Raw genomic sequence first — 17,102 nt, forward strand, 5'->3', positions numbered from 1 at the left:
TTACGGCACCCGCACGGGTTTGAGCGGCAGGGCGGCCCAGATCACCTTGCCGCCGCTCGCCGTGTGCTCGACGTCGCACGCGCCGCCCGCCTCCCGGGTGATCTCGCGCACCAGGAGCAGTCCGCGGCCGCCGGTCTGGGCGTGGTCGGCCTCCAGGGCGGTGGGCCGGTAGGGGTGGTTGTCCTCCACGGACACCCGCACCCACTCGGCGCCGACGGCGACCTCCACGGCGAGCATCGGCGACAGCAGCGCCGCGTGCCGTACGGCGTTCGTGACCAGCTCCGAGACGATCAGCAGCAGACCCTGGACCACGTCGTCGGAGACCGGCACGCCCTGGCGGTACAGCAGGTCCCGTACGGCGTGCCGGGCCTGCGGGACCGAGGCGTCCACGGCGGGAGCGGTGAACCGCCAGACGCCTTCGTAAGGCAGTGGATCCGGCGGCCTCTGGTCGAAGGGCTCATCCGCGCCGCCTGCTGGGCGTGGGCCGGACCCGCGCCCGTGGTTCTCCATCGTCCGGTCGCCACCCTTACGCTCGATTGTCACCACACGTCGAGTGTTGGTAACGCACAGGTCCGGGCCGGAGGATGAACGGAAGTCAGCCGATATCGAGCGTTCACGACCGATGGTGCGCGACTCGATCGGATACGGGACCGATCCTGTCCGCCTTGCGGCCGACTTCACGAACTATTCGGGTTGTACGGGTATGCCCGCGGCGTCGTCCGATTCGTTCCGCCTGTCGCCTTCGGCGGTCAGCTGCTCGGAGACCATGCCGACGATACGGCGGCCGCCGAAGCCGGTGGCGATCAGGCCGAGTCCGTCGAAGAGAAGGGCGAGGGAGAAGAAGGTGCCGATGACCCACTTGCTGCTGCTCGGCCAGGAGGCCAGTACCAGGATGCCGAGGAGCAGGTCGAAGGCGCCCTGGAGGAGCGCCCAGCCGAACTGCGGGCCGCGCGCCACCAGACTGCCGACCAGCCGGAACACCCCGCCGGTGAGGAAGAGCAGCGCGGTGAACATGGTCAGCGCCTCGGCCGCCGCCTCCGGTCTGCGGATCACCACCACGCCGGCCGCGATGTTGAGGGCCGCGACCTTCCCCGACTCTCAACTTCGTTCGAGCCGGGGAGACCCCTGTCGCCGAGCCAGAAGAAGTTGGTGCCTCGTGCCTGGATCGCGTGCAGCAGGCCGACGGCGCCGCCGATCAGCAGCAGCCGGCCGAACAGGATCATCGAGGTCAGGTGGGCGACGCCGGTGTAGACGAGGCCGACGAGGCCGACGAGGACCAGGAGCACGCCGAGAACGGCGAGCCAGCCGAAGCCGCGCTGCATCTTCGCCGTCTCACCCTTGGGCTTGGTGTGCCTGGCCATCGGCGCCTCCGCGTTCGGGTGTCTCCTTCAGCCACCCTGTGCCGTGGATCTCTCCGCGGCCCTTCTTGATCGGCCGTTCGGCTCAGGCGGATAGCATCCGGCCATGGAGCCGCAGCTGCTGCACCGCATCACTGACTCTGTCGCCACGGTCGTCATCCACCACCCGGCCAAGCGCAACGCCATGACGGCCGCGATGTGGCGCGCCCTGCCGCCGCTGCTCGACATGCTGGCCGCCGATCCGGCCGTCCGGGTCCTGGTGCTGACCGGTGAGGGCGGCACGTTCTGCGCGGGAGCCGACATCTCCACACTCCGTGGCTCCTCCGAGGAGGCGCAGGGGCTCGCGGTGGCCGCCGAGGAGGCCCTGGCCGCGTTTCCGAAGCCCACGCTGGCGGCGATTCGGGGCCACTGTGTGGGCGGCGGGTCACAGCTCGCGGCGGCCTGCGATCTGCGGTTCGCCGAGGAGGGTTCACTCTTCGGAGTGACACCGGCGAAACTCGGGATCGTGTACGCGGCGCCCTCTACGCGGCGGTTGGTGTCGCTGGTGGGGCCGGCGACCACCAAGTACCTGTTGTTCTCGGGCGAGTTGATCGACACGGAGCGGGCGCTGCGCACGGGACTGGTCGACGAGGTGCTGCCGGAGGGCGAACTGGCCAAGCGAGTTGCGGAGTTCACTCGGATCCTGACATCCCGCTCGCAGCTGACGCAGGCCGCGGCGAAGGAGTTCGCCGACGGGCGTACGGACCGGGACGCCCACTGGGCCGAACAGGCACGCGGCAGCGACGACCGGGCGGAAGGGGTCGCCGCGTTCCTGGAGCGCAGGCAGCCGCGCTTCACCTGGACTACTACGTCAGGATGAAGCGGCTGCGCCCCCGGAGCCGGTCGACGATGTGGGCGGGAGCCTTCTGGGGGGATCCGGCCTCGTAGGGCGGCTGCGGGTCGTACTCCGTGGCCAGCTGCACCGCCTGGGCACGCTCGTCGCCGGCGATCCTGCCGAGCAGGGCGAGACCCATGTCGATACCGGAGGAGACACCGGCCGCGGTGACGTACTTGCCGTCGAAGACGACCCGCTCCCTCGTCGGCTCGACGCCGAACGGCTTCAGAAAGTCCAGGGCCAGCCAGTGCGAGGTCGCGCGCCGGCCTTCCAGGAGTCCGGCGGCGGCCAGCAGCAGCGAGCCGGTGCACACGGACGTCGTCCAGGTGCTGGTGGCGTCGGCGGTGCGCAGCCAGTCCAGGAGGGTCTCGTTGGCCATCTGCGGGCTCTGGCCGGGGCCGCCCGGTACGACCACGATGTCGGGGCTCGGCACCTCGGCGAGGGTCTGGTCGGCGGTGAGGGCGAGGCTGCCATGGTCGGTACGGACGGGACCGGTCCGCTCGGCGACGAACACGGTCTCCGCGCCCGGAAGACGGCAGAGGATCTCGTACGGGCCGACGGCGTCGAGGGCGGTGAAACGGTCGAAGAGGACGATGGCGATCTGCATGGGAGGCCTTTCGCTGGACGTCGGTGGGGCGCTGGGCTTCGGTGGATGGTCGGCCAGGCAGCGACGGGCACTCGGCTCTGACGCCCTGGGCGATGCTTCGGTTGGTGAGGTGGCCGGGTCGCGTGTGACGCTGGGCTTGGCTTCAGGCGGCGCGCGCCAGGATTCGGTGACGGGCGGGCTCACTTCGATCGCTGGGCTTCGGTGGACGGGTCGGCTGGCTCACGGGTGGCGCCGGGCTTCGCGCGGCACGCGTCGGGACTCGGTGGAGGGCGGGATCTCGGCGGCCGCCGGACTGCGGCAGGCGGTGCGGGCGGTTCGCGTATGACGCCGGGCTTCGCGTGGCGGCGGGCCGTGGCGTGGTGTAGCCATGCGGGTCCGCTCGGTGCGCCGAGGGAAGGTGCCGGCCGTTCCTCCGTACCGACGTCCGCGCCGCTCAGTGGCGGCCACGCCACAATCCTGCGGGGCGACGGGCACGTAGCTGTGCTGACCTGCGGAGTCATGAACTCCGCGCCGCTACACCACGCCATGGGACGCCACCCTTCGCGTCACGCGACACGCGTCAGGTCTCAGTGGACGGTGTTCGTACGGACTCCTCGAGGTAGCGACCGGGGTCAGTGGGACTCGGCCGGGTGGAAGCGGCGGCGGTATTCCGTCGGGGGTGTGCCCAGGGCCTTGATGAAGGCTCGGCGCATGGCTTCGGGGGTGCCGTAGCCGCTGGCGCGGGAGATGGTCTCGACGCCGTCGGCGGTGTCCTCCAGGAGGCGGCGGGCGTGTTCCAGGCGGACGCGGTCGACGTAGCGGCCGGGCGTCATGCCGGTCTCGGTCTGGAAGGCGCGGGCGAAGTGGCGTGGGGAGAGGCTGGCGCGGGCGGCGAGGGACTCGACGGTCAGGTCGGCGTCGGGGTGGTCGCTGATCCACTGCTGGACCTCGCGGAGCGGCTCGCGCTGGGCGGTCTGGGCGGCGAGCTGGGCACTGAAATGGGCCTGGTTGCCCGGTCGGCGCAGGAAGACGACCAGGTGACGGGCGATGGCGAGCGCCGCGTCCCGGCCGAGGTCCTCCTCGACCAGGGCGAGGGCGAGGTCGATGCCCGAGGTGACACCGGCGGAGGTGGAGACGGGTCCGTCGCGGATGAAGATGGGGTCCGGGTCGACCTCGATCGCCGGGTGGTCGCGGGCGAGCTTGCCGCAGTACGCCCAGTGGGTCGTGACCCGGCGGCCGTCCAGCAGGCCGGCCTCGGCGAGCAGGATCGCGCCGGTGCAGACGGAGATCACACGTTCGGCGCGGGCGCCGTGCTCGCGCACCCAGTCGGTCAGCCGCGGGTCGGCGCCGCGGGTGCCCTTGCCGCCGGGAACGATGAGGGTGTGCGGGGTGGGCGCGTCGGCGAGGGTCCCGTCCGGGACGACGGTCAGGCCTCCGGAGGTGCGCACGGGGGCGCCGCCCAGGGAGGCGGTACGGATGCGGTACGAGCCCGGAGTGTGCCGCTCGGCCCCCACGAAGACCTCCAGCGGGCCGGTGACGTCGAGACTCTGGACGTCGTCGAAGAGCACGAAGAGAACGGTTCGCTGCGCCATGTCCTCGATTCTTGGCGGGCGGCCCGATGGCCGCAATGACGAGTAGCCCACCTTTCCTGCCAAGAAGGGAACGCGCGCAAAACACATACCAAGCGGTTGGTAACGTGCCCGCATGACTACTGCCGCCCTCGAGCCGCGCGCCGGCCGCCGCTGTCACAACGCGCTCAACACCCTGCACGCGACGCATTACTTCTCCCCGGACGTGGGGAAGGAACTGGCCGCCCTCGGCGTCACGAGCCCCAGGGCCGTCAACTTCGCGGTGCGGTCGGCCGCGATGGGAGCGGTCGGGGCCGGCACGGTCGCGGCGGCGTTCTACAACTACAAGTACGAGCTCGTGGCCCGGCATGTGCCCGCGGTGTGGGAGACCGCCTCGCCCCAGGACGTGCTGGCCGCACGCGCGCGTGCCGTGGACGCGACGCTGCGCCGGCTGCTGGGCGAGGAGGCCGTGGCGTCGGCACAGATCGCGGAGGCTGCCGGGCTCGCGCTGCGGGCCGCCGAGGCCTGTTCCCGCAGTGCCCGGCCGCTGTACGCCGCGCACGCCGACCTGCCGGTTCCCGAGGAGCCGCACCTGGCGTACTTCCACGCCGCCACCCTCCTGCGCGAGCACCGGGGCGACGGTCATCTCACCGCCCTGATGTCCGCGGGCCTCGGCGGCCTGGAGGCCGTGGTCACCCACACGGCGACCGGCAAGGGCATGGCGCCGAAGTGGGTGTTCACCACCCGCGGCTGGACCGAGGAGGACTGGGACGCGGCCGTGGGGCGACTGCGGGAGCGCGGGCTGGTGGACGGTGCGGGCGAGCTCACGGAGCGGGGGTTCGCGCTGCGCGCGGAGATCGAGGAGCAGACGGACCGGCTGGACCGGGCCCCGTACGAGCACCTCGGGGCGGACGGGGTCGCGCGGCTGACGGAGCTCGCGACCGGGTTCGCCCGGGCCGTGGCGGCGGCGGGGGCGTTTCCGGCGGATCTGTTCGGCAAGCGCTGAATCCGTGTGCCGGGCCGTGGCCGCGGTACCCGGACCCCGCCGGCCACGGTGTGGCCGGGCGAGGAAAGGTGCGTTCTCATGTTCCGCGCGATCGCAGACGTGTTGCGGCAGATCGGCTCGGCCGTCGCCACCGTGGTGACGCTGCCCTTCCGGGCCCTGGCCCGGCTGTTCGGCGGTGCCTCGGGCGCCACGCGCCGCCGCAGGGCCTGACGCGGCCCGCCGACCGGCCGGGTTGCCGCCCTGATCCCCGATTGTCGGTGTCACCTGCCACAATTGCCGCGCAACCTCAGTGAGAAGGCGGTACGGGATCGTGACGACACCCGGGTCCATCGCAGTTGGGTCCATCGAAGGCAGGATCGCCGAGGAGCTCGGCGTACGGGAGCGGCAGGTCAGGGCTGCCGTGGAGTTGCTCGACGGCGGTTCGACGGTGCCCTTCATCGCCCGCTACCGCAAGGAAGCGACGGAGATGCTCGACGACGCGCAGCTGCGCGCGCTCGAGGAGCGGCTGCGCTATCTGCGGGAGCTGGAGGAGCGGCGGACGGCGATCCTGGACTCGGTGCGCGAGCAGGGCAAGCTCACCGAGGAGCTGGCGGCGCGGATCCGCGGCGCCGAGACCAAGGCGCGGCTGGAGGACATCTACCTGCCGTACAAGCCCAAGCGGCGCACCAAGGCGCAGATCGCGCGCGAGGCGGGCCTCGAACCGCTCGCCGAGGGCCTGCTCGGCGACCCGACGGTCGCCCCCCTCGCGGCGGCCGCCGCGTTCGTCGACGCCGACAAGGGGGTCGCCGATCCGCAGGCCGCACTCGACGGAGCCCGGGCGATCCTCACCGAGCGGTTCTCGGAGGACGCCGACCTGATCGGCGAGCTGCGCGAGCGCATGTGGGTGCGCGGGCGGCTGGCCGCCAAGGTGCGCGAGGGCAAGGAGGAGGCGGGCGCCAAGTTCGCCGACTACTTCGACTTCGCCGAGCCGTTCACCGAGCTGCCTTCGCACCGGATCCTGGCGATGCTGCGCGGCGAGAAGGAGGAGGTCCTCGACCTCGTCCTGGAGCCCGAGGAGCAGACTGAATCGTCATCGGTTCCTTCGTCGTACGAGGGGATCGTCGCCTCGAAGTTCGGGATCGCCGACCGGGGTCGCCCCGGCGACAAGTGGCTCACGGACACGGTCCGCTGGGCCTGGCGGACCCGGCTCCTCGTGCACCTCGGCATCGACATGCGGCTGCGGCTGCGTACGGCCGCCGAGGACGAGGCGGTCAACGTGTTCGCGGCGAACCTCCGCGACCTGCTGCTGGCCGCCCCGGCCGGCACGCGCGCGACGCTGGGCCTGGACCCCGGGTTCCGTACGGGCGTGAAGGTCGCCGTCGTCGACGCGACCGGCAAGGTCGTCGCGACGGACGTCATCTATCCGCACGTCCCGGCGAACAAGTGGGACGAGGCGATCGCCAAGCTGGCGCGGCTGGCGAAGGAGCACACGGTCGAGCTGGTGGCGATCGGCAACGGCACGGCGTCCCGGGAGACCGACAAGCTCGCCGCTGAACTCATCACCAGACACCCGGAGTTGAAGCTCACCAAGGTGATGGTGTCCGAGGCGGGCGCCTCCGTGTACTCGGCGTCCGCGTTCGCCTCGCAGGAGCTGCCCGACATGGACGTGTCGCTGCGCGGCGCGGTGTCGATCGCGCGGCGGCTGCAGGATCCGCTGGCCGAGCTGGTGAAGATCGACCCGAAGTCGATCGGGGTCGGGCAGTACCAGCACGACCTGTCGGAGGTGAAGCTGTCGCGGTCGCTGGACGCAGTGGTGGAGGACTGCGTGAACGGCGTCGGGGTCGACGTCAACACGGCGTCGGCGCCGCTGCTCGCCCGGGTCTCCGGCATCACGTCCGGGCTGGCCGAGAACATCGTGGCGCACCGGGACGCGAACGGCCCCTTCAAGTCGCGCACCCAGCTGAAGGGCGTGGCGCGGCTCGGGCCCAAGGCGTACGAGCAGTGTGCGGGCTTCCTGCGGATCCGGGGCGGCGACGACCCGCTGGACTCGTCCAGCGTGCACCCGGAGGCGTATCCGGTGGTGCGGCGGATGGTGAAGACGTCGGGGCAGGAGGTGGCCTCGCTCATCGGCAACACGGGCGCGCTGCGGTCGCTGCGGCCGGACGACTTCGTGGACGAGACGTTCGGTCTGCCGACGGTCACCGACATCCTCAAGGAGCTGGAGAAGCCCGGGCGCGACCCGCGGCCCGCGTTCAAGACGGCCACCTTCAAGGAGGGCGTCGAGAAGCTCTCCGACCTGTCGTCCGGGATGGTCCTGGAGGGCGTCGTGACGAATGTGGCGGCCTTCGGGGCGTTCGTGGACGTCGGCGTCCACCAGGACGGTCTGGTGCATGTCTCCGCCATGTCGAAGACGTTCGTCAAGGACCCGCGGGACGTGGTCAAGCCCGGTGACATCGTCAAGGTGAAGGTGCTGGACATCGACGTTCCGCGCAAGCGGATCTCGCTGACGCTGCGGCTGGACGACGAGGCCGCGCCCCAGGACCGGCAGCAGAATCCGGGCGGCGAGCGGCGGCAGCAGCGGGGTGGCGGGCGTCCGCCGCAGCAGCGGCAGGGCCGCGGGGCCAGCGGGGGCGGGGGCGGGGGCGGGGGCGGCTCGCGTCAGGCGGCGCCGCCCGCCAACAGCGCGATGGCCGACGCACTGCGCCGGGCAGGTCTGCTGGACCCGAAGAAGGGCAAGCGCTGAGGCACCCGGCGGTGACCGGCCCGGACTCTCCGGTACGACACGGAGGCTCCGGGCCGGTCCGCTCGTAGGGTGTCTGCATGTCGACTTCGCGTGTCATCACCTGGAGCGTCACGGAGAGCCAGGGCTACGAGACCGCCTGGGCCGAGTTCGCCGACGGCTCCCTGCGGGCCCGTGGCCGTGCGGTCGGCATCGTGCCCCAGCCGTACTGGATCTCGTACGAACTGGAGACGGCCGAGGACTTCGTGACCCGTCGGCTGAGCGTCACGGCGCGGACCCAGACCGGCGCCCGCTCCCTGGACCTGCGGCACGACGGCCACGGCCGCTGGATCGCGGACGGCGAGCCGCTGCCCGACGTCGACGGCGCCCTCGACTGCGACCTGGGCCTGTGCCCGCTCACCAACACCATGCCGGTGCTCCGCCACGGTCTCCATCGGGCGCCCGGCGAGCGGGAGTTCCTGATGGCGTGGGTGTCGGTGCCGGGCCTGACGGTACGGCCGTCGCGGCAGACCTACACGCACCTCGGGCAGGGCCGGATTCGCTTCGTCTCCGACGACTTCCGCAGTGACATCGAGTTCGACGACGACGGCATCGTCGTCGACTACCCGGGGATGGCGACGCGGCTCGACCGATCCGGAGGGCACAGCCCGTTGGACCATGTGCAGTAGCACGAGCGGCTGCACGGATCCGGGCGGGCGAATCTGGACGCCCAGCCCGCGTGCCCGCCGCCGCTCAGGGAGAGCCGATGCCGACCGCCACCCCGCCGCCGTTCCCCGCTCGGGCCCCGTCCGGGAGCGGCCTCCCTCATCGCCACCTGCCTGACCCTGCTGGCCCCGGCCACCGCGGTTGCCGCCACGTCGCCGCCCGCACCGAACACCTACGACGCGCTCCAGCACCAGCTCGACGACCTGGTCCGCACGCCGAGTGGCCCGCCCGGCGTCATCGCCGTTCTCCGCGACGGCCGGGGCAGCCGGGTCGTCCGGGCCGGCGTCGCGGACCTGCGCACCGGCCGCAGACCCGACCCTGATGACCACATGCGCATCGCCAGTGCGGCCAAGGCGTTCAGCGGCGCGGTGGCGCTGTCCCTCGTCCACCGCCGCCACCTGCGTCTCGACGACACCTTGCGCGAGCGGCTGCCGCGCCTGCCGAGCGCCTGGGGCTCCGTGACGCTGCGCCAGCTGCTGAACCACACCAGCGGCCTGCCCGACTTCGCGCAGGCCCCGGCGTTCGTGGACACCGTTCGCGCCGACCCCCGGCACCGCTTCGACTCCCGCCGACTGCTCGACTACGTCGCCGACCAGCCTCTGCGTTTCCGGCCCGGCTCCCGGTACCAGTACTCCAACTCCGACAACATCGCCGTCGCCCTGATGGCGGAAGCAGCCACCCGCATCCCGTACGAGCGTCTGCTGGACGAGCTGGTGTACCGGCCGCTGGGCCTGCGCCACACGAGCCTGCCGCAGGGCTACCGGACGCCGAGGCCCTACCTGCACGGCTACGACGTGGACCCGCCCGCACCGCCGGAGGACGTCAGCGAGGTCCTCGGCATGTCCGGGGTGTGGGCCTCGGGTGGCATCGTCTCCACGCCCACCGACATGACCAGCTTCGTCCGCGGCTACGCCGGCGGCCGGCTGTACGGACGCCACGTCGTGCGGGAGCAGAGGCGCTGGATCCGCGGTGCAGCGTCCGAGCCCGCCGGGCCGGGACGCAACGCCGCGGGACTCGCCGTCTTCCGGTACACGACCCGATGCGGCGTGGTGCTGGGGCACACCGGCAACACCCTCGGCTACACGCAGCTGATCGCCGCCACGCCGGACGGGCGCGGGTCGTTGACCTTCTCCGCCACCACCCAGATCAACCAGGCCCTGAAGCCCGGTCTGTTGCGGAAGCTGCGCGCCGTACAGGAGAACTTCGTCTGCGCGCTGCTGCGCCCCAAGCGCTGACGCACAGGCCCAAGGGCTGACGCACGCGCCCTAGCGTTCGGTCACCTTGCCGTCGGCGACCTCCAGGCGGCGGGTGACGTGGACCGCGTCGAGCATGCGCCGGTCGTGGGTGACCAGGAGCAGGGTGCCCTCGTAGGCGTCGAGGGCCGATTCCAGTTGCTCGATGGCCGGGAGGTCGAGGTGGTTGGTCGGTTCGTCGAGGACGAGGAGGTTGACGCCTCGGCCCTGGAGGAGGGCGAGGGCCGCTCGGGTGCGTTCGCCCGGGGAGAGGGTGGCCGCGGGGCGCAGGACGTGGTCGGATTTCAGGCCGAACTTGGCCAGCAGGGTGCGGACTTCCACCGGCTCGGTGTCCGGGACCGCCGCGCAGAAGGCGTCCAGCAGCCCCTCCGGGCCGTAGAACAGCTTGCGGGCCTGGTCCACCTCGCCGATCAGGACGCCCGAGCCGAGTGACGCCTGGCCCGCGGTCAGCGGGACGCGGCCGAGGAGGGCGCCGAGCAGGGTCGACTTGCCGGCGCCGTTGGCTCCGGTGACCGCCACCCGGTCCGCCCAGTCGATCTGCAGGGACACCGGGCCGAGGGTGAAGCCGCCGCGGCGGACCTCGGCGTCGCGCAGGGTCGCGACCACCGCGCCGGAGCGCGGTGCCGACGCGATCTCCATCCGCAGTTCCCACTCCTTGCGGGGTTCCTCGACGACGTCGAGGCGCTCGATCATGCGCTGCGTCTGGCGGGCCTTGGCGGCCTGCTTCTCGCTGGCCTCGCTGCGGAACTTGCGGCCGATCTTGTCGTTGTCGTTGCCCGCCTTGCGGCGCGCGTTCTTCACGCCCTTGTCCATCCAGGAGCGCTGCGTCCGGGCCCGGTCCTCAAGGGCGTTCTTCTTCCCCTCGTACTCCTCGTAGTCGTCGCGGGCGTGCCGACGGGCGACGTCGCGTTCCTCCAGGTAGGCCGCGTATCCGCCGCCGTAGAGGTTGATCTGCTGCTGGGCGAGGTCCAGTTCGAGGACCTTGGTGACGGTGCGGGTGAGGAACTCCCGGTCGTGGCTGACGACCACCGTGCCGGCACGCAGGCCGCTCACGAAGCGTTCGAGGCGTTCCAGGCCGTCCAGGTCCAGGTCGTTGGTCGGCTCGTCGAGCAGGAAGACGTCGTAGCGGGAGAGGAGCAGGGAGGCGAGGCCGGCGCGGGCGGCCTGGCCGCCGGACAGGGACGTCATCGGCTGGTCCAGGTCCACCGCCAGGCCCAGCGAGTCGGCGACCTCCTCGGCCCGCTCGTCGAGGTCGGCGCCACCCAGTCCCAGCCAGCGCTCCAGGCTGGTCGCGTACGCGTCGTCCGCGCCGGGGGCGCCGTCGACCAGGGCCTGTGTCGCCTCGTCCATGGTCCGCTGGGCCTCGGCGACGCCGGTGCGGCGGGCCAGGAAGTCCCGTACGGTCTCGCCCTCGCGCCGTTCTGGCTCCTGCGGGAGGTGGCCGACGGTCGCCGTGGGCGGAGACAGGCGCAGCTCGCCCTCCTCCGGCGCGATCAGGCCGGCGAGCATCCGGAGCAGGGTGGACTTGCCGGCGCCGTTGGCGCCGACCAGCCCGATCACGTCTCCGGGCGCGACGACGAGGTCGAGCCCGCTGAACAGGGAGCGGTCGCCGTGGCCGGCGGCGAGGTTCTTGGCGACGAGGGTGGCAGTCATCAGACCGCCGATCCTAACGGCCGTACCGCACCGCACGCGTCCCGGTTTCAGCGCGCCATCGCCTCCACCAGCACGCTCCCCGACGTGCGCGCCACCACGAACGACTCCCCCTTCACCGCCTTCGCGTCCAGGGCGATGCGATGGCGGCCGGGTTCGAGGATGCCGTCGAAGAGCTCATGGGTGTGGGTGCGGTAGAGGCGGTCGAGGCGGTACGCGGTGAGCTGGACCCGGCAGGGTGAGGTGACCTCGATGCCCGCCTCGCCGCCGGCGGCCACCAGGTGGGTCAGTCGGCGCTGTTCCCGCGGGCTGCGGTCCAGGGCGTGTTCGATCTGGGCGACGAGGAGCGGGACGATCGGGGCCAGGCCGTCGACGTACGTCACCTCGACGCCGGCACGTTCGAAGGAGCGGCGTACGGCGGCCCGCTGCTCCTCGCCGATCCCGCGGCCGAAGGCGACGGCACCGTAGGCACGCAGTTCGTCGGCGTGGACGCCCTCGGCGTCGCGGGTGATGTCGGCGCCGATACCGATGGTGCGCAGGGCGGCGGCGAGCTTGGCCAGCAGGGCGACACGGGCGCCGATCAGGAGCACCCGGCGCCGCGCGCCACCGGAGTCGCCGTCGAGCAGCGAGCCCAGCGCCGCCCGGTACTCGGCGCCGTGGAAGCGGAAGGGCCCTATGCCGTGGTAGCCGTTGAGGCCGAGGTCGGCAGCCACGTCCGTCTGCCAGGCGAAGTCCCGCCAGATGTAGTCGTCGCCCTCCTTGTCGATGACCGCGGTGACGGCACCGCAGGCGAGGTCCTCGCATTCCGGGCAGCCGTAGATGACATAGCGCCCGCCCGGAAGCGGTGCCTCCGCCTCCAGGAGCAGGCTGCGGACCTGTGCGGTGAAGATCGCGGGCGGAACGTCGGAGGCGAGTGGGGAGACGGCGTCGAGGTCGGAGAGCTGGAACAGCAGCGGGCGTCCGTCGACGATGAAGTCCACGAAGTCCCGGTGCACTTGGTAGTCACCGTTGGCGAGGACTCCACCGGCACGCATCGCCGGTGCCAGGCCGAAGGTCGCGTACTCGGCAGACATGCTGTGAGTATCCCCACAGCAGGGGCGATATGAGCACGGCATGACGCATTCCGCTAACGTCCCGGCATGGACAGTGGCCTGAGCAGCGATGTCATCGTGGTCGGCGGCGGGGTGATCGGGCTGACGACGGCCGTCGTCCTCGCCGAGCGCGGCAGTCGGGTGCGCGTGTGGACGCGAGATCCCGTCGAGCGGACCACCTCGGCGGTTGCGGGCGCGCTGTGGTGGCCGTACCGGATCGAGCCGGTCACGCAGGCGCGCGAGTGGGCGCTGCGTTCCCTCTCCGTGTACGCGGAGCTGGCGGCGTACCCCGAGCTCACCGGCGTACGCATGGTCGAAGGGGTACTGGGCGAGGCGGATCTGGACGGGGCCGACGCGTGGGCGGCCGCGCGGGTGCCGGGGCTGCGTGCGTCGACGGCCGAGGAGTACGCCGGGACGGGGCTGTGGGCGCGGCTGCCGCTCATCGACATGTCGACCCATCTGCCGTGGCTGCGGGAACGGTTCCTCAAGGCGGGCGGGACGATCGAGACACGCACCGTCTCCGGTTTCGCCGAGGCCGGGGCGCCGGTCGTGGTCAACTGCACGGGGCTGGGTGCCCGGGAGCTGGTGCCGGACGCGTCCGTGCGGCCGGTGCGCGGGCAGCTGGTGGTCGTGGAGAACCCGGGCATCGACACCTGGCTGACCTCCACCGACGCCGACGGGGAGATGGCGTACTTCTTCCCGCAGCCGGGGCGATTGCTGCTCGGCGGTACGGCGGTCGAGGGCGGGTGGTCGCTGGAGCCGGATCCCGCGGTGGCGGAGGCGATCGTACGGCGGTGTGCGGCGCTGCGGCCGGAGATCGCCGGGGCCCGGGTGCTGGGGCACCGGGTGGGGCTGCGGCCCGTGCGGGACGCGGTCCGGCTGGAGCGTGAACCGCTGCCGGACGGTCGGGTGCTGGTGCACAACTACGGGCACGGCGGTGCGGGCATCACCGTGGCGTGGGGCTGTGCGGAGGAGGCGGCCGGGCTGGCCGCCCCCTCCGGGACGTGAGCCGGATCAGCAGTCGGTGTCGGGCTCCCCGACCGTGACGTGGTACGGCGCGCGCTCGTCGAGGAGCAGGGGGACGAGGGCGCGCAGGGACTGGCGGAGCGGGACGTAGGCACCGGTGGAGGTCGCCTTCGACCGGACTCCGTGCAGGGCCAGCTCGTCCTTGAAATCCGTGTACTGGTCGGCGGTGAGCCGGTAGCCGCAGGGCGGGTCCTGGATCACCTCGGCCGGTTCGGGCGCGTCGTTGTCGGCACCGCCGACGTAGACGGGACCGGTGTCGGCGTACCCCGCGCGGCGGGCCGTGCCGGTGGCCGCCTCGACCTGTCCGCGGTGCTCGTCGGCGAAGCCGAACAGTCCCTCCAGCGCGGCGAGCTGGGAGCTCACCCGGCGCCGGTTGTTCAGCGCCTCGTCCGCCTTCTCCGCGTCCGTGAGCGGGTCGACGCGGCTCTCGATGAGCAGGCCCACCGAGTGCTTGACGCCGGACATGTTCCGCAGGATGCGTTCCTGCCCGTCACCGGCGACCTGTCTGATCGGGTCGCCGGTCTCGGGGTCGGTCCAGATGCCGTACGTGCCGGTGGAGTGGCCGGCGCTCTGTGCGGCGGGGCGGACGTATCCCTCGGACAAGGCCCGGGCCTCGTCGTGGACGTGCGGGTCCGTGTTGAGGTTGCGGGGCCAGAGGTCGAACAGGTCCTTGTCGTAGTACGGGGGTGTGGCGCCGTACTCGTGCAGGTCGTAGACCACGTCGGGGCGCTGGTCCCGGACGAGGGCCGCCATGGCGCGGCCCTCGGCGGTCCGCAGGGCGATGTGGTCGCGGTTGATGTCCACGCCGTCGCTGTTGCCGCGGGTGTCGGCGGCCCGGCCGTCCGGGTTGGCGGTGGGCACGACCAGCACCGTGGTGCGGTCCAGGAAGCGCCGGGTCCGCGGGTCCTTGGCGTAGGCCAGGTCGCGGACCGTGGACAGACAGGCCTCGCGGCCGGACGGCTCGTCGCCGTGCTGGCTGCACACGAGGAGCACCTTGTTCGGGGCGATGGGGGTCCCCCCGCTCGAGCGAAGCCGAGAGTGGGGGAGGGTGCCGATCCGGACGAGCTGGAGCGGACGGCCCTGCTTCGTCGTACCGATACGGGCGACGGAGACCCGGTCGCTCGCCCGGTCGAGGGCCGCGAGGAGCTCCTGTTCCTCGGGCTGACTGGTCCAGCGGGCGCCGTTCGACTGCTCGAAGCCGGTGCGCGGCGGGGCGTCGGCCGCCTGGGCCGGTACCGCCATGAGGGACGCGGCCAGGGCCGCCGTGGTGAGGGTCAGGGCGCGGATCCGGGTCACCGGCCTCCCCCCGGGACGCGCTGGACGGTGCTCGGCGCGGTCACGCCGTCGAGGACCGTGGCCTCAGGTACGGCGGTCACGGAGCCGGCGGTGGCGCGGGCGAACGCGGGGGCACCGCCGACCAGCGGGACGCTGGCCTTCGTCCGGGACAGGTCGAGCGTCAGCGTCGGCGTGGTCGACGGCGGGTCGATCAGGTCCTGGTCGGTGCCCGCGACGATCAGGGCGAGGCGGTGCCCGGCCGGGACGACGTGGTCGGTGGCCGCCAGATCGAGGGTGATGGTGTACGCCTTGCCCGGGGTGAGCGGGACGCCCGTCAGGTCGGAGGCGTGGTTGCCGAGGTCGGCCCAGCCGCGGCTGACGACCGTGTAGTCGACGTCCGTCGTCTTGGCCTGCGTCTCCTTGTAGCAAGCGCTGTCACCAGTGGTGCTGACGCCCCAGCAGGTGCGGTCGGTGAGGGTGGTGATGCCCTCGCCGCTCCTGGCGTAGTCACGGATGGTGTCGGGGCCGAGGTCGACCAGGACGGCGCTGAGGTGGGCCGTCGAGGTGGTCGGGGTCGCGGTGACGGTGACCTTGGAGGAGCCGGACAGGCGCAGGTCGCGGGTGAGCGGCTCGGTCGTGAAGCCCGCCTTGTCGGGGGTGGGCTGGTCGATGTGCGCGGCCCAGTCGGTCTCACTGTGCTGCGGGTCGTCGGTGAAGGTCTCGGTGCCGGTTCCGGGGGTCAGGCCGAGGGTGCCGACGCCTGCCTGGGTGCCGGTCGCCGGGCGCAGGGTCGTGGTGTCCGTGCCGCGCGGCGGCCAGACCTTCGACGTCACCCACTGGTCGGGGTGGCGTTCGATGTCGGCCATCGGCTCGTCGTCGATGCCGTTGTCGTAGCCGAGGAGTTCGTGGTCGAACCAGCGGTGCAGGGTGTCGACCCAGGTGGCGCGGCGGAAGTCGAAGGGGTCGACGTGGCCGGTCTGGGAGAGCCAGATCTTGCGCTCGACGCCGTTCTTCGCGAGGGCGTCCCACCACTGGCCGACGTGCTTCATACGGACGTTGAGGTCCTGGAGGCCGTGGATGAGGAAGACGCTGGCCTCCACTTTCGAGGCGTCCTTGACGTAGTCGCGCTCGGTCCACAGCGGCGTCCAGTCGCCGGTGCGCGGTGCGCCGTCGACGAGCTGCTGCTGGACGGCGGCGCACTTGGCGCGGGCGTCGGGGCTGTCGACGTAGTCGGACAGCCAGTCGGGACCGGAGTCGTAGAGCGGGGCGCCCTGCTGGAAGTAGTAGTCGTACCAGGAGGAGATGGCGCTGATCGGGACGATGGTCTTCAGGCCCTCGACGCCGGTGGCGGCGACACCGTTGGCGATGGTGCCGTCCCAGCTCTTGCCGATCATGCCGGTCTTGCCGTTGGTCCAGCCGGCCTTGGCCTTCGTGCTTCCCGTACGAGAGGTGTAGGCCTTGGCGCGGCCGTTGAGCCAGTCGACGACGGCCTTCGCGGACTGGATGTCGGAGCGGCCGCCGACGTCCACGCAGCCGTCGGAGCGGTTGGTGCCGGCGAGGTCGACGCCGACGAAGGCGTAGCCGCGCGGCACGAAGTAGTTGTCGTAGAACAGCGGCATCTGGACGACGTTGCCGCTCTCGTCGTACGTCTTCCGCTGGCCCTCGTTGCCGCGCCCGCAGCAGGAGTAGTAGGGGCTGGCATCCATGATGACGGGTATCTTCCGGCCCTGTTGGGCGGCTTCGCGGGGCCGGACGACGTCGACGGCGACGCGGTCGCTCTTTCCGTCACGGTCGTAGTCGATTCCGGTGTCCACCCATACGGCCTCGCGGATGGCGTTCTCGTACGAGTAGACGGGCTTGCTCTCGCGCGGGGCGGCGTGTGCCCCGGCGGGCGTCAGGAACGTGACCGTCAGGGCGGCCGCGGCCGCTGTCGCGAGCGGTCTCCAGATCATGAAGCGCGTGCTTATCGGCATGCGCGGACGGTACATCGG

At 72.0% G+C, this 17,102-nt stretch carries 14 protein-coding genes and 1 pseudogene; 7 read left to right on the plus strand and 8 right to left on the minus strand.

Annotation, left to right across the window (positions count from 1 at the left end):
• Positions 1 to 510 carry an ATP-binding protein gene (locus AQJ91_RS20645; protein WP_067023614.1) on the minus strand — a complete coding sequence of 170 codons (510 nt, stop codon included), beginning with the start codon at positions 508 to 510 and terminating at the stop codon, positions 1 to 3.
• 174 nt (positions 511 to 684) lie between these two features.
• A pseudogene (locus AQJ91_RS20650) lies at positions 685 to 1,361 on the minus strand (HdeD family acid-resistance protein).
• A 103-nt stretch (positions 1,362 to 1,464) separates the two neighbouring features.
• Here AQJ91_RS20650 and AQJ91_RS20655 point away from each other — a divergent pair.
• Positions 1,465 to 2,217: an enoyl-CoA hydratase/isomerase family protein gene (locus AQJ91_RS20655; protein WP_067023617.1), complete on the plus strand. Its 753-nt coding sequence runs from the start codon at positions 1,465 to 1,467 to the stop codon at positions 2,215 to 2,217.
• Here the strand turns inward: AQJ91_RS20655 and AQJ91_RS20660 are convergent.
• Together AQJ91_RS20660 and AQJ91_RS20665 are read right to left on the minus strand one after the other, a co-directional pair.
• Positions 2,204 to 2,839, minus strand: a complete 636-nt coding sequence (locus AQJ91_RS20660; RefSeq protein ID WP_067023620.1) for a DJ-1/PfpI family protein — start codon at positions 2,837 to 2,839, stop codon at positions 2,204 to 2,206. The genes AQJ91_RS20655 and AQJ91_RS20660 overlap by 14 nt on opposite strands.
• A 611-nt stretch (positions 2,840 to 3,450) precedes the next feature.
• Positions 3,451 to 4,410 (minus strand): GlxA family transcriptional regulator, encoded by a 960-nt coding sequence (locus tag AQJ91_RS20665; RefSeq protein WP_067023623.1) that lies wholly within the window; start codon positions 4,408 to 4,410, stop codon positions 3,451 to 3,453.
• A gap of 112 nt (positions 4,411 to 4,522) precedes the next feature.
• Here AQJ91_RS20665 and AQJ91_RS20670 point away from each other — a divergent pair, with 112 nt between their 5' ends.
• The 5 genes from AQJ91_RS20670 (at position 4,523) to AQJ91_RS20685 (ending at position 10,051) form a co-directional block, all read left to right on the plus strand.
• On the plus strand, positions 4,523 to 5,392 hold the full coding sequence (locus AQJ91_RS20670; RefSeq protein WP_067023626.1) for an SCO6745 family protein: 870 nt from the start codon (positions 4,523 to 4,525) through the stop codon (positions 5,390 to 5,392).
• A gap of 78 nt (positions 5,393 to 5,470) precedes the next feature.
• Positions 5,471 to 5,602 (plus strand): LPFR motif small protein, encoded by a 132-nt coding sequence (locus AQJ91_RS57395; protein ID WP_267891225.1) that lies wholly within the window; start codon positions 5,471 to 5,473, stop codon positions 5,600 to 5,602.
• A gap of 100 nt (positions 5,603 to 5,702) precedes the next feature.
• Positions 5,703 to 8,114, plus strand: coding sequence for a Tex family protein (locus AQJ91_RS20675; RefSeq protein WP_067023630.1), 2,412 nt, complete (start codon positions 5,703 to 5,705; stop codon positions 8,112 to 8,114).
• 77 nt (positions 8,115 to 8,191) lie between these two features.
• Entirely contained in the window at positions 8,192 to 8,779 is a 588-nt protein-coding gene (locus AQJ91_RS20680; protein ID WP_067023634.1) for a putative glycolipid-binding domain-containing protein, read from the plus strand.
• 33 nt (positions 8,780 to 8,812) lie between these two features.
• The gene (locus AQJ91_RS20685; RefSeq protein ID WP_067023637.1) at positions 8,813 to 10,051 is read left to right on the plus strand and encodes a serine hydrolase domain-containing protein; all 1,239 of its coding nucleotides are present in this window, start codon (positions 8,813 to 8,815) and stop codon (positions 10,049 to 10,051) included.
• A gap of 30 nt (positions 10,052 to 10,081) precedes the next feature.
• Here the strand turns inward: AQJ91_RS20685 and AQJ91_RS20690 are convergent, their stop codons facing one another.
• Together AQJ91_RS20690 and AQJ91_RS20695 are read right to left on the minus strand one after the other, a co-directional pair.
• Positions 10,082 to 11,722, minus strand: a complete 1,641-nt coding sequence (locus AQJ91_RS20690; RefSeq protein ID WP_067023642.1) for an ABC-F family ATP-binding cassette domain-containing protein — start codon at positions 11,720 to 11,722, stop codon at positions 10,082 to 10,084.
• A gap of 47 nt (positions 11,723 to 11,769) precedes the next feature.
• Entirely contained in the window at positions 11,770 to 12,792 is a 1,023-nt protein-coding gene (locus AQJ91_RS20695) for an oxidoreductase (protein WP_067023645.1), read from the minus strand.
• Positions 12,793 to 12,858: 66 nt separating this feature from the next.
• Between AQJ91_RS20695 and AQJ91_RS20700 the strand changes: the two genes are divergently transcribed.
• On the plus strand, positions 12,859 to 13,818 hold the full coding sequence (locus AQJ91_RS20700; RefSeq protein WP_067023648.1) for an FAD-dependent oxidoreductase: 960 nt from the start codon (positions 12,859 to 12,861) through the stop codon (positions 13,816 to 13,818).
• 6 nt (positions 13,819 to 13,824) lie between these two features.
• On the opposite strand, the gene AQJ91_RS20705 is transcribed toward AQJ91_RS20700, so the two are convergent.
• Positions 13,825 to 15,132, minus strand: coding sequence for a M14 family metallopeptidase (locus AQJ91_RS20705; RefSeq protein WP_067023651.1), 1,308 nt, complete (start codon positions 15,130 to 15,132; stop codon positions 13,825 to 13,827).
• Entirely contained in the window at positions 15,129 to 17,084 is a 1,956-nt protein-coding gene (locus AQJ91_RS20710) for a Xaa-Pro dipeptidyl-peptidase (RefSeq protein WP_067023819.1), read from the minus strand. The genes AQJ91_RS20705 and AQJ91_RS20710 overlap by 4 nt, the downstream gene beginning before the upstream one ends.
• Positions 17,085 to 17,102 lie beyond the last annotated feature (18 nt).

It is taken from the genome of Streptomyces dysideae, from assembly GCF_001514305.1.
GTDB lineage: Bacteria > Actinomycetota > Actinomycetes > Streptomycetales > Streptomycetaceae > Streptomyces > Streptomyces dysideae.

Coding starts and splice junctions, on each gene's coding strand:
- AQJ91_RS20655 (WP_067023617.1), top strand. CDS start 1,465: ATGGAGCCGCAGCTGCTGCACCGCATCACTGACTCTGTCGCCACGGTC.
- AQJ91_RS20710 (WP_067023819.1), bottom strand. CDS start 17,084: ATGCCGATAAGCACGCGCTTCATGATCTGGAGACCGCTCGCGACAGCG.
- AQJ91_RS20680 (WP_067023634.1), top strand. CDS start 8,192: ATGTCGACTTCGCGTGTCATCACCTGGAGCGTCACGGAGAGCCAGGGC.
- AQJ91_RS20660 (WP_067023620.1), bottom strand. CDS start 2,839: ATGCAGATCGCCATCGTCCTCTTCGACCGTTTCACCGCCCTCGACGCC.
- AQJ91_RS20700 (WP_067023648.1), top strand. CDS start 12,859: ATGGACAGTGGCCTGAGCAGCGATGTCATCGTGGTCGGCGGCGGGGTG.
- AQJ91_RS20665 (WP_067023623.1), bottom strand. CDS start 4,410: ATGGCGCAGCGAACCGTTCTCTTCGTGCTCTTCGACGACGTCCAGAGT.
- AQJ91_RS20690 (WP_067023642.1), bottom strand. CDS start 11,722: ATGACTGCCACCCTCGTCGCCAAGAACCTCGCCGCCGGCCACGGCGAC.
- AQJ91_RS20645 (WP_067023614.1), bottom strand. CDS start 510: ATGGAGAACCACGGGCGCGGGTCCGGCCCACGCCCAGCAGGCGGCGCG.
- AQJ91_RS20670 (WP_067023626.1), top strand. CDS start 4,523: ATGACTACTGCCGCCCTCGAGCCGCGCGCCGGCCGCCGCTGTCACAAC.
- AQJ91_RS57395 (WP_267891225.1), top strand. CDS start 5,471: ATGTTCCGCGCGATCGCAGACGTGTTGCGGCAGATCGGCTCGGCCGTC.
- AQJ91_RS20695 (WP_067023645.1), bottom strand. CDS start 12,792: ATGTCTGCCGAGTACGCGACCTTCGGCCTGGCACCGGCGATGCGTGCC.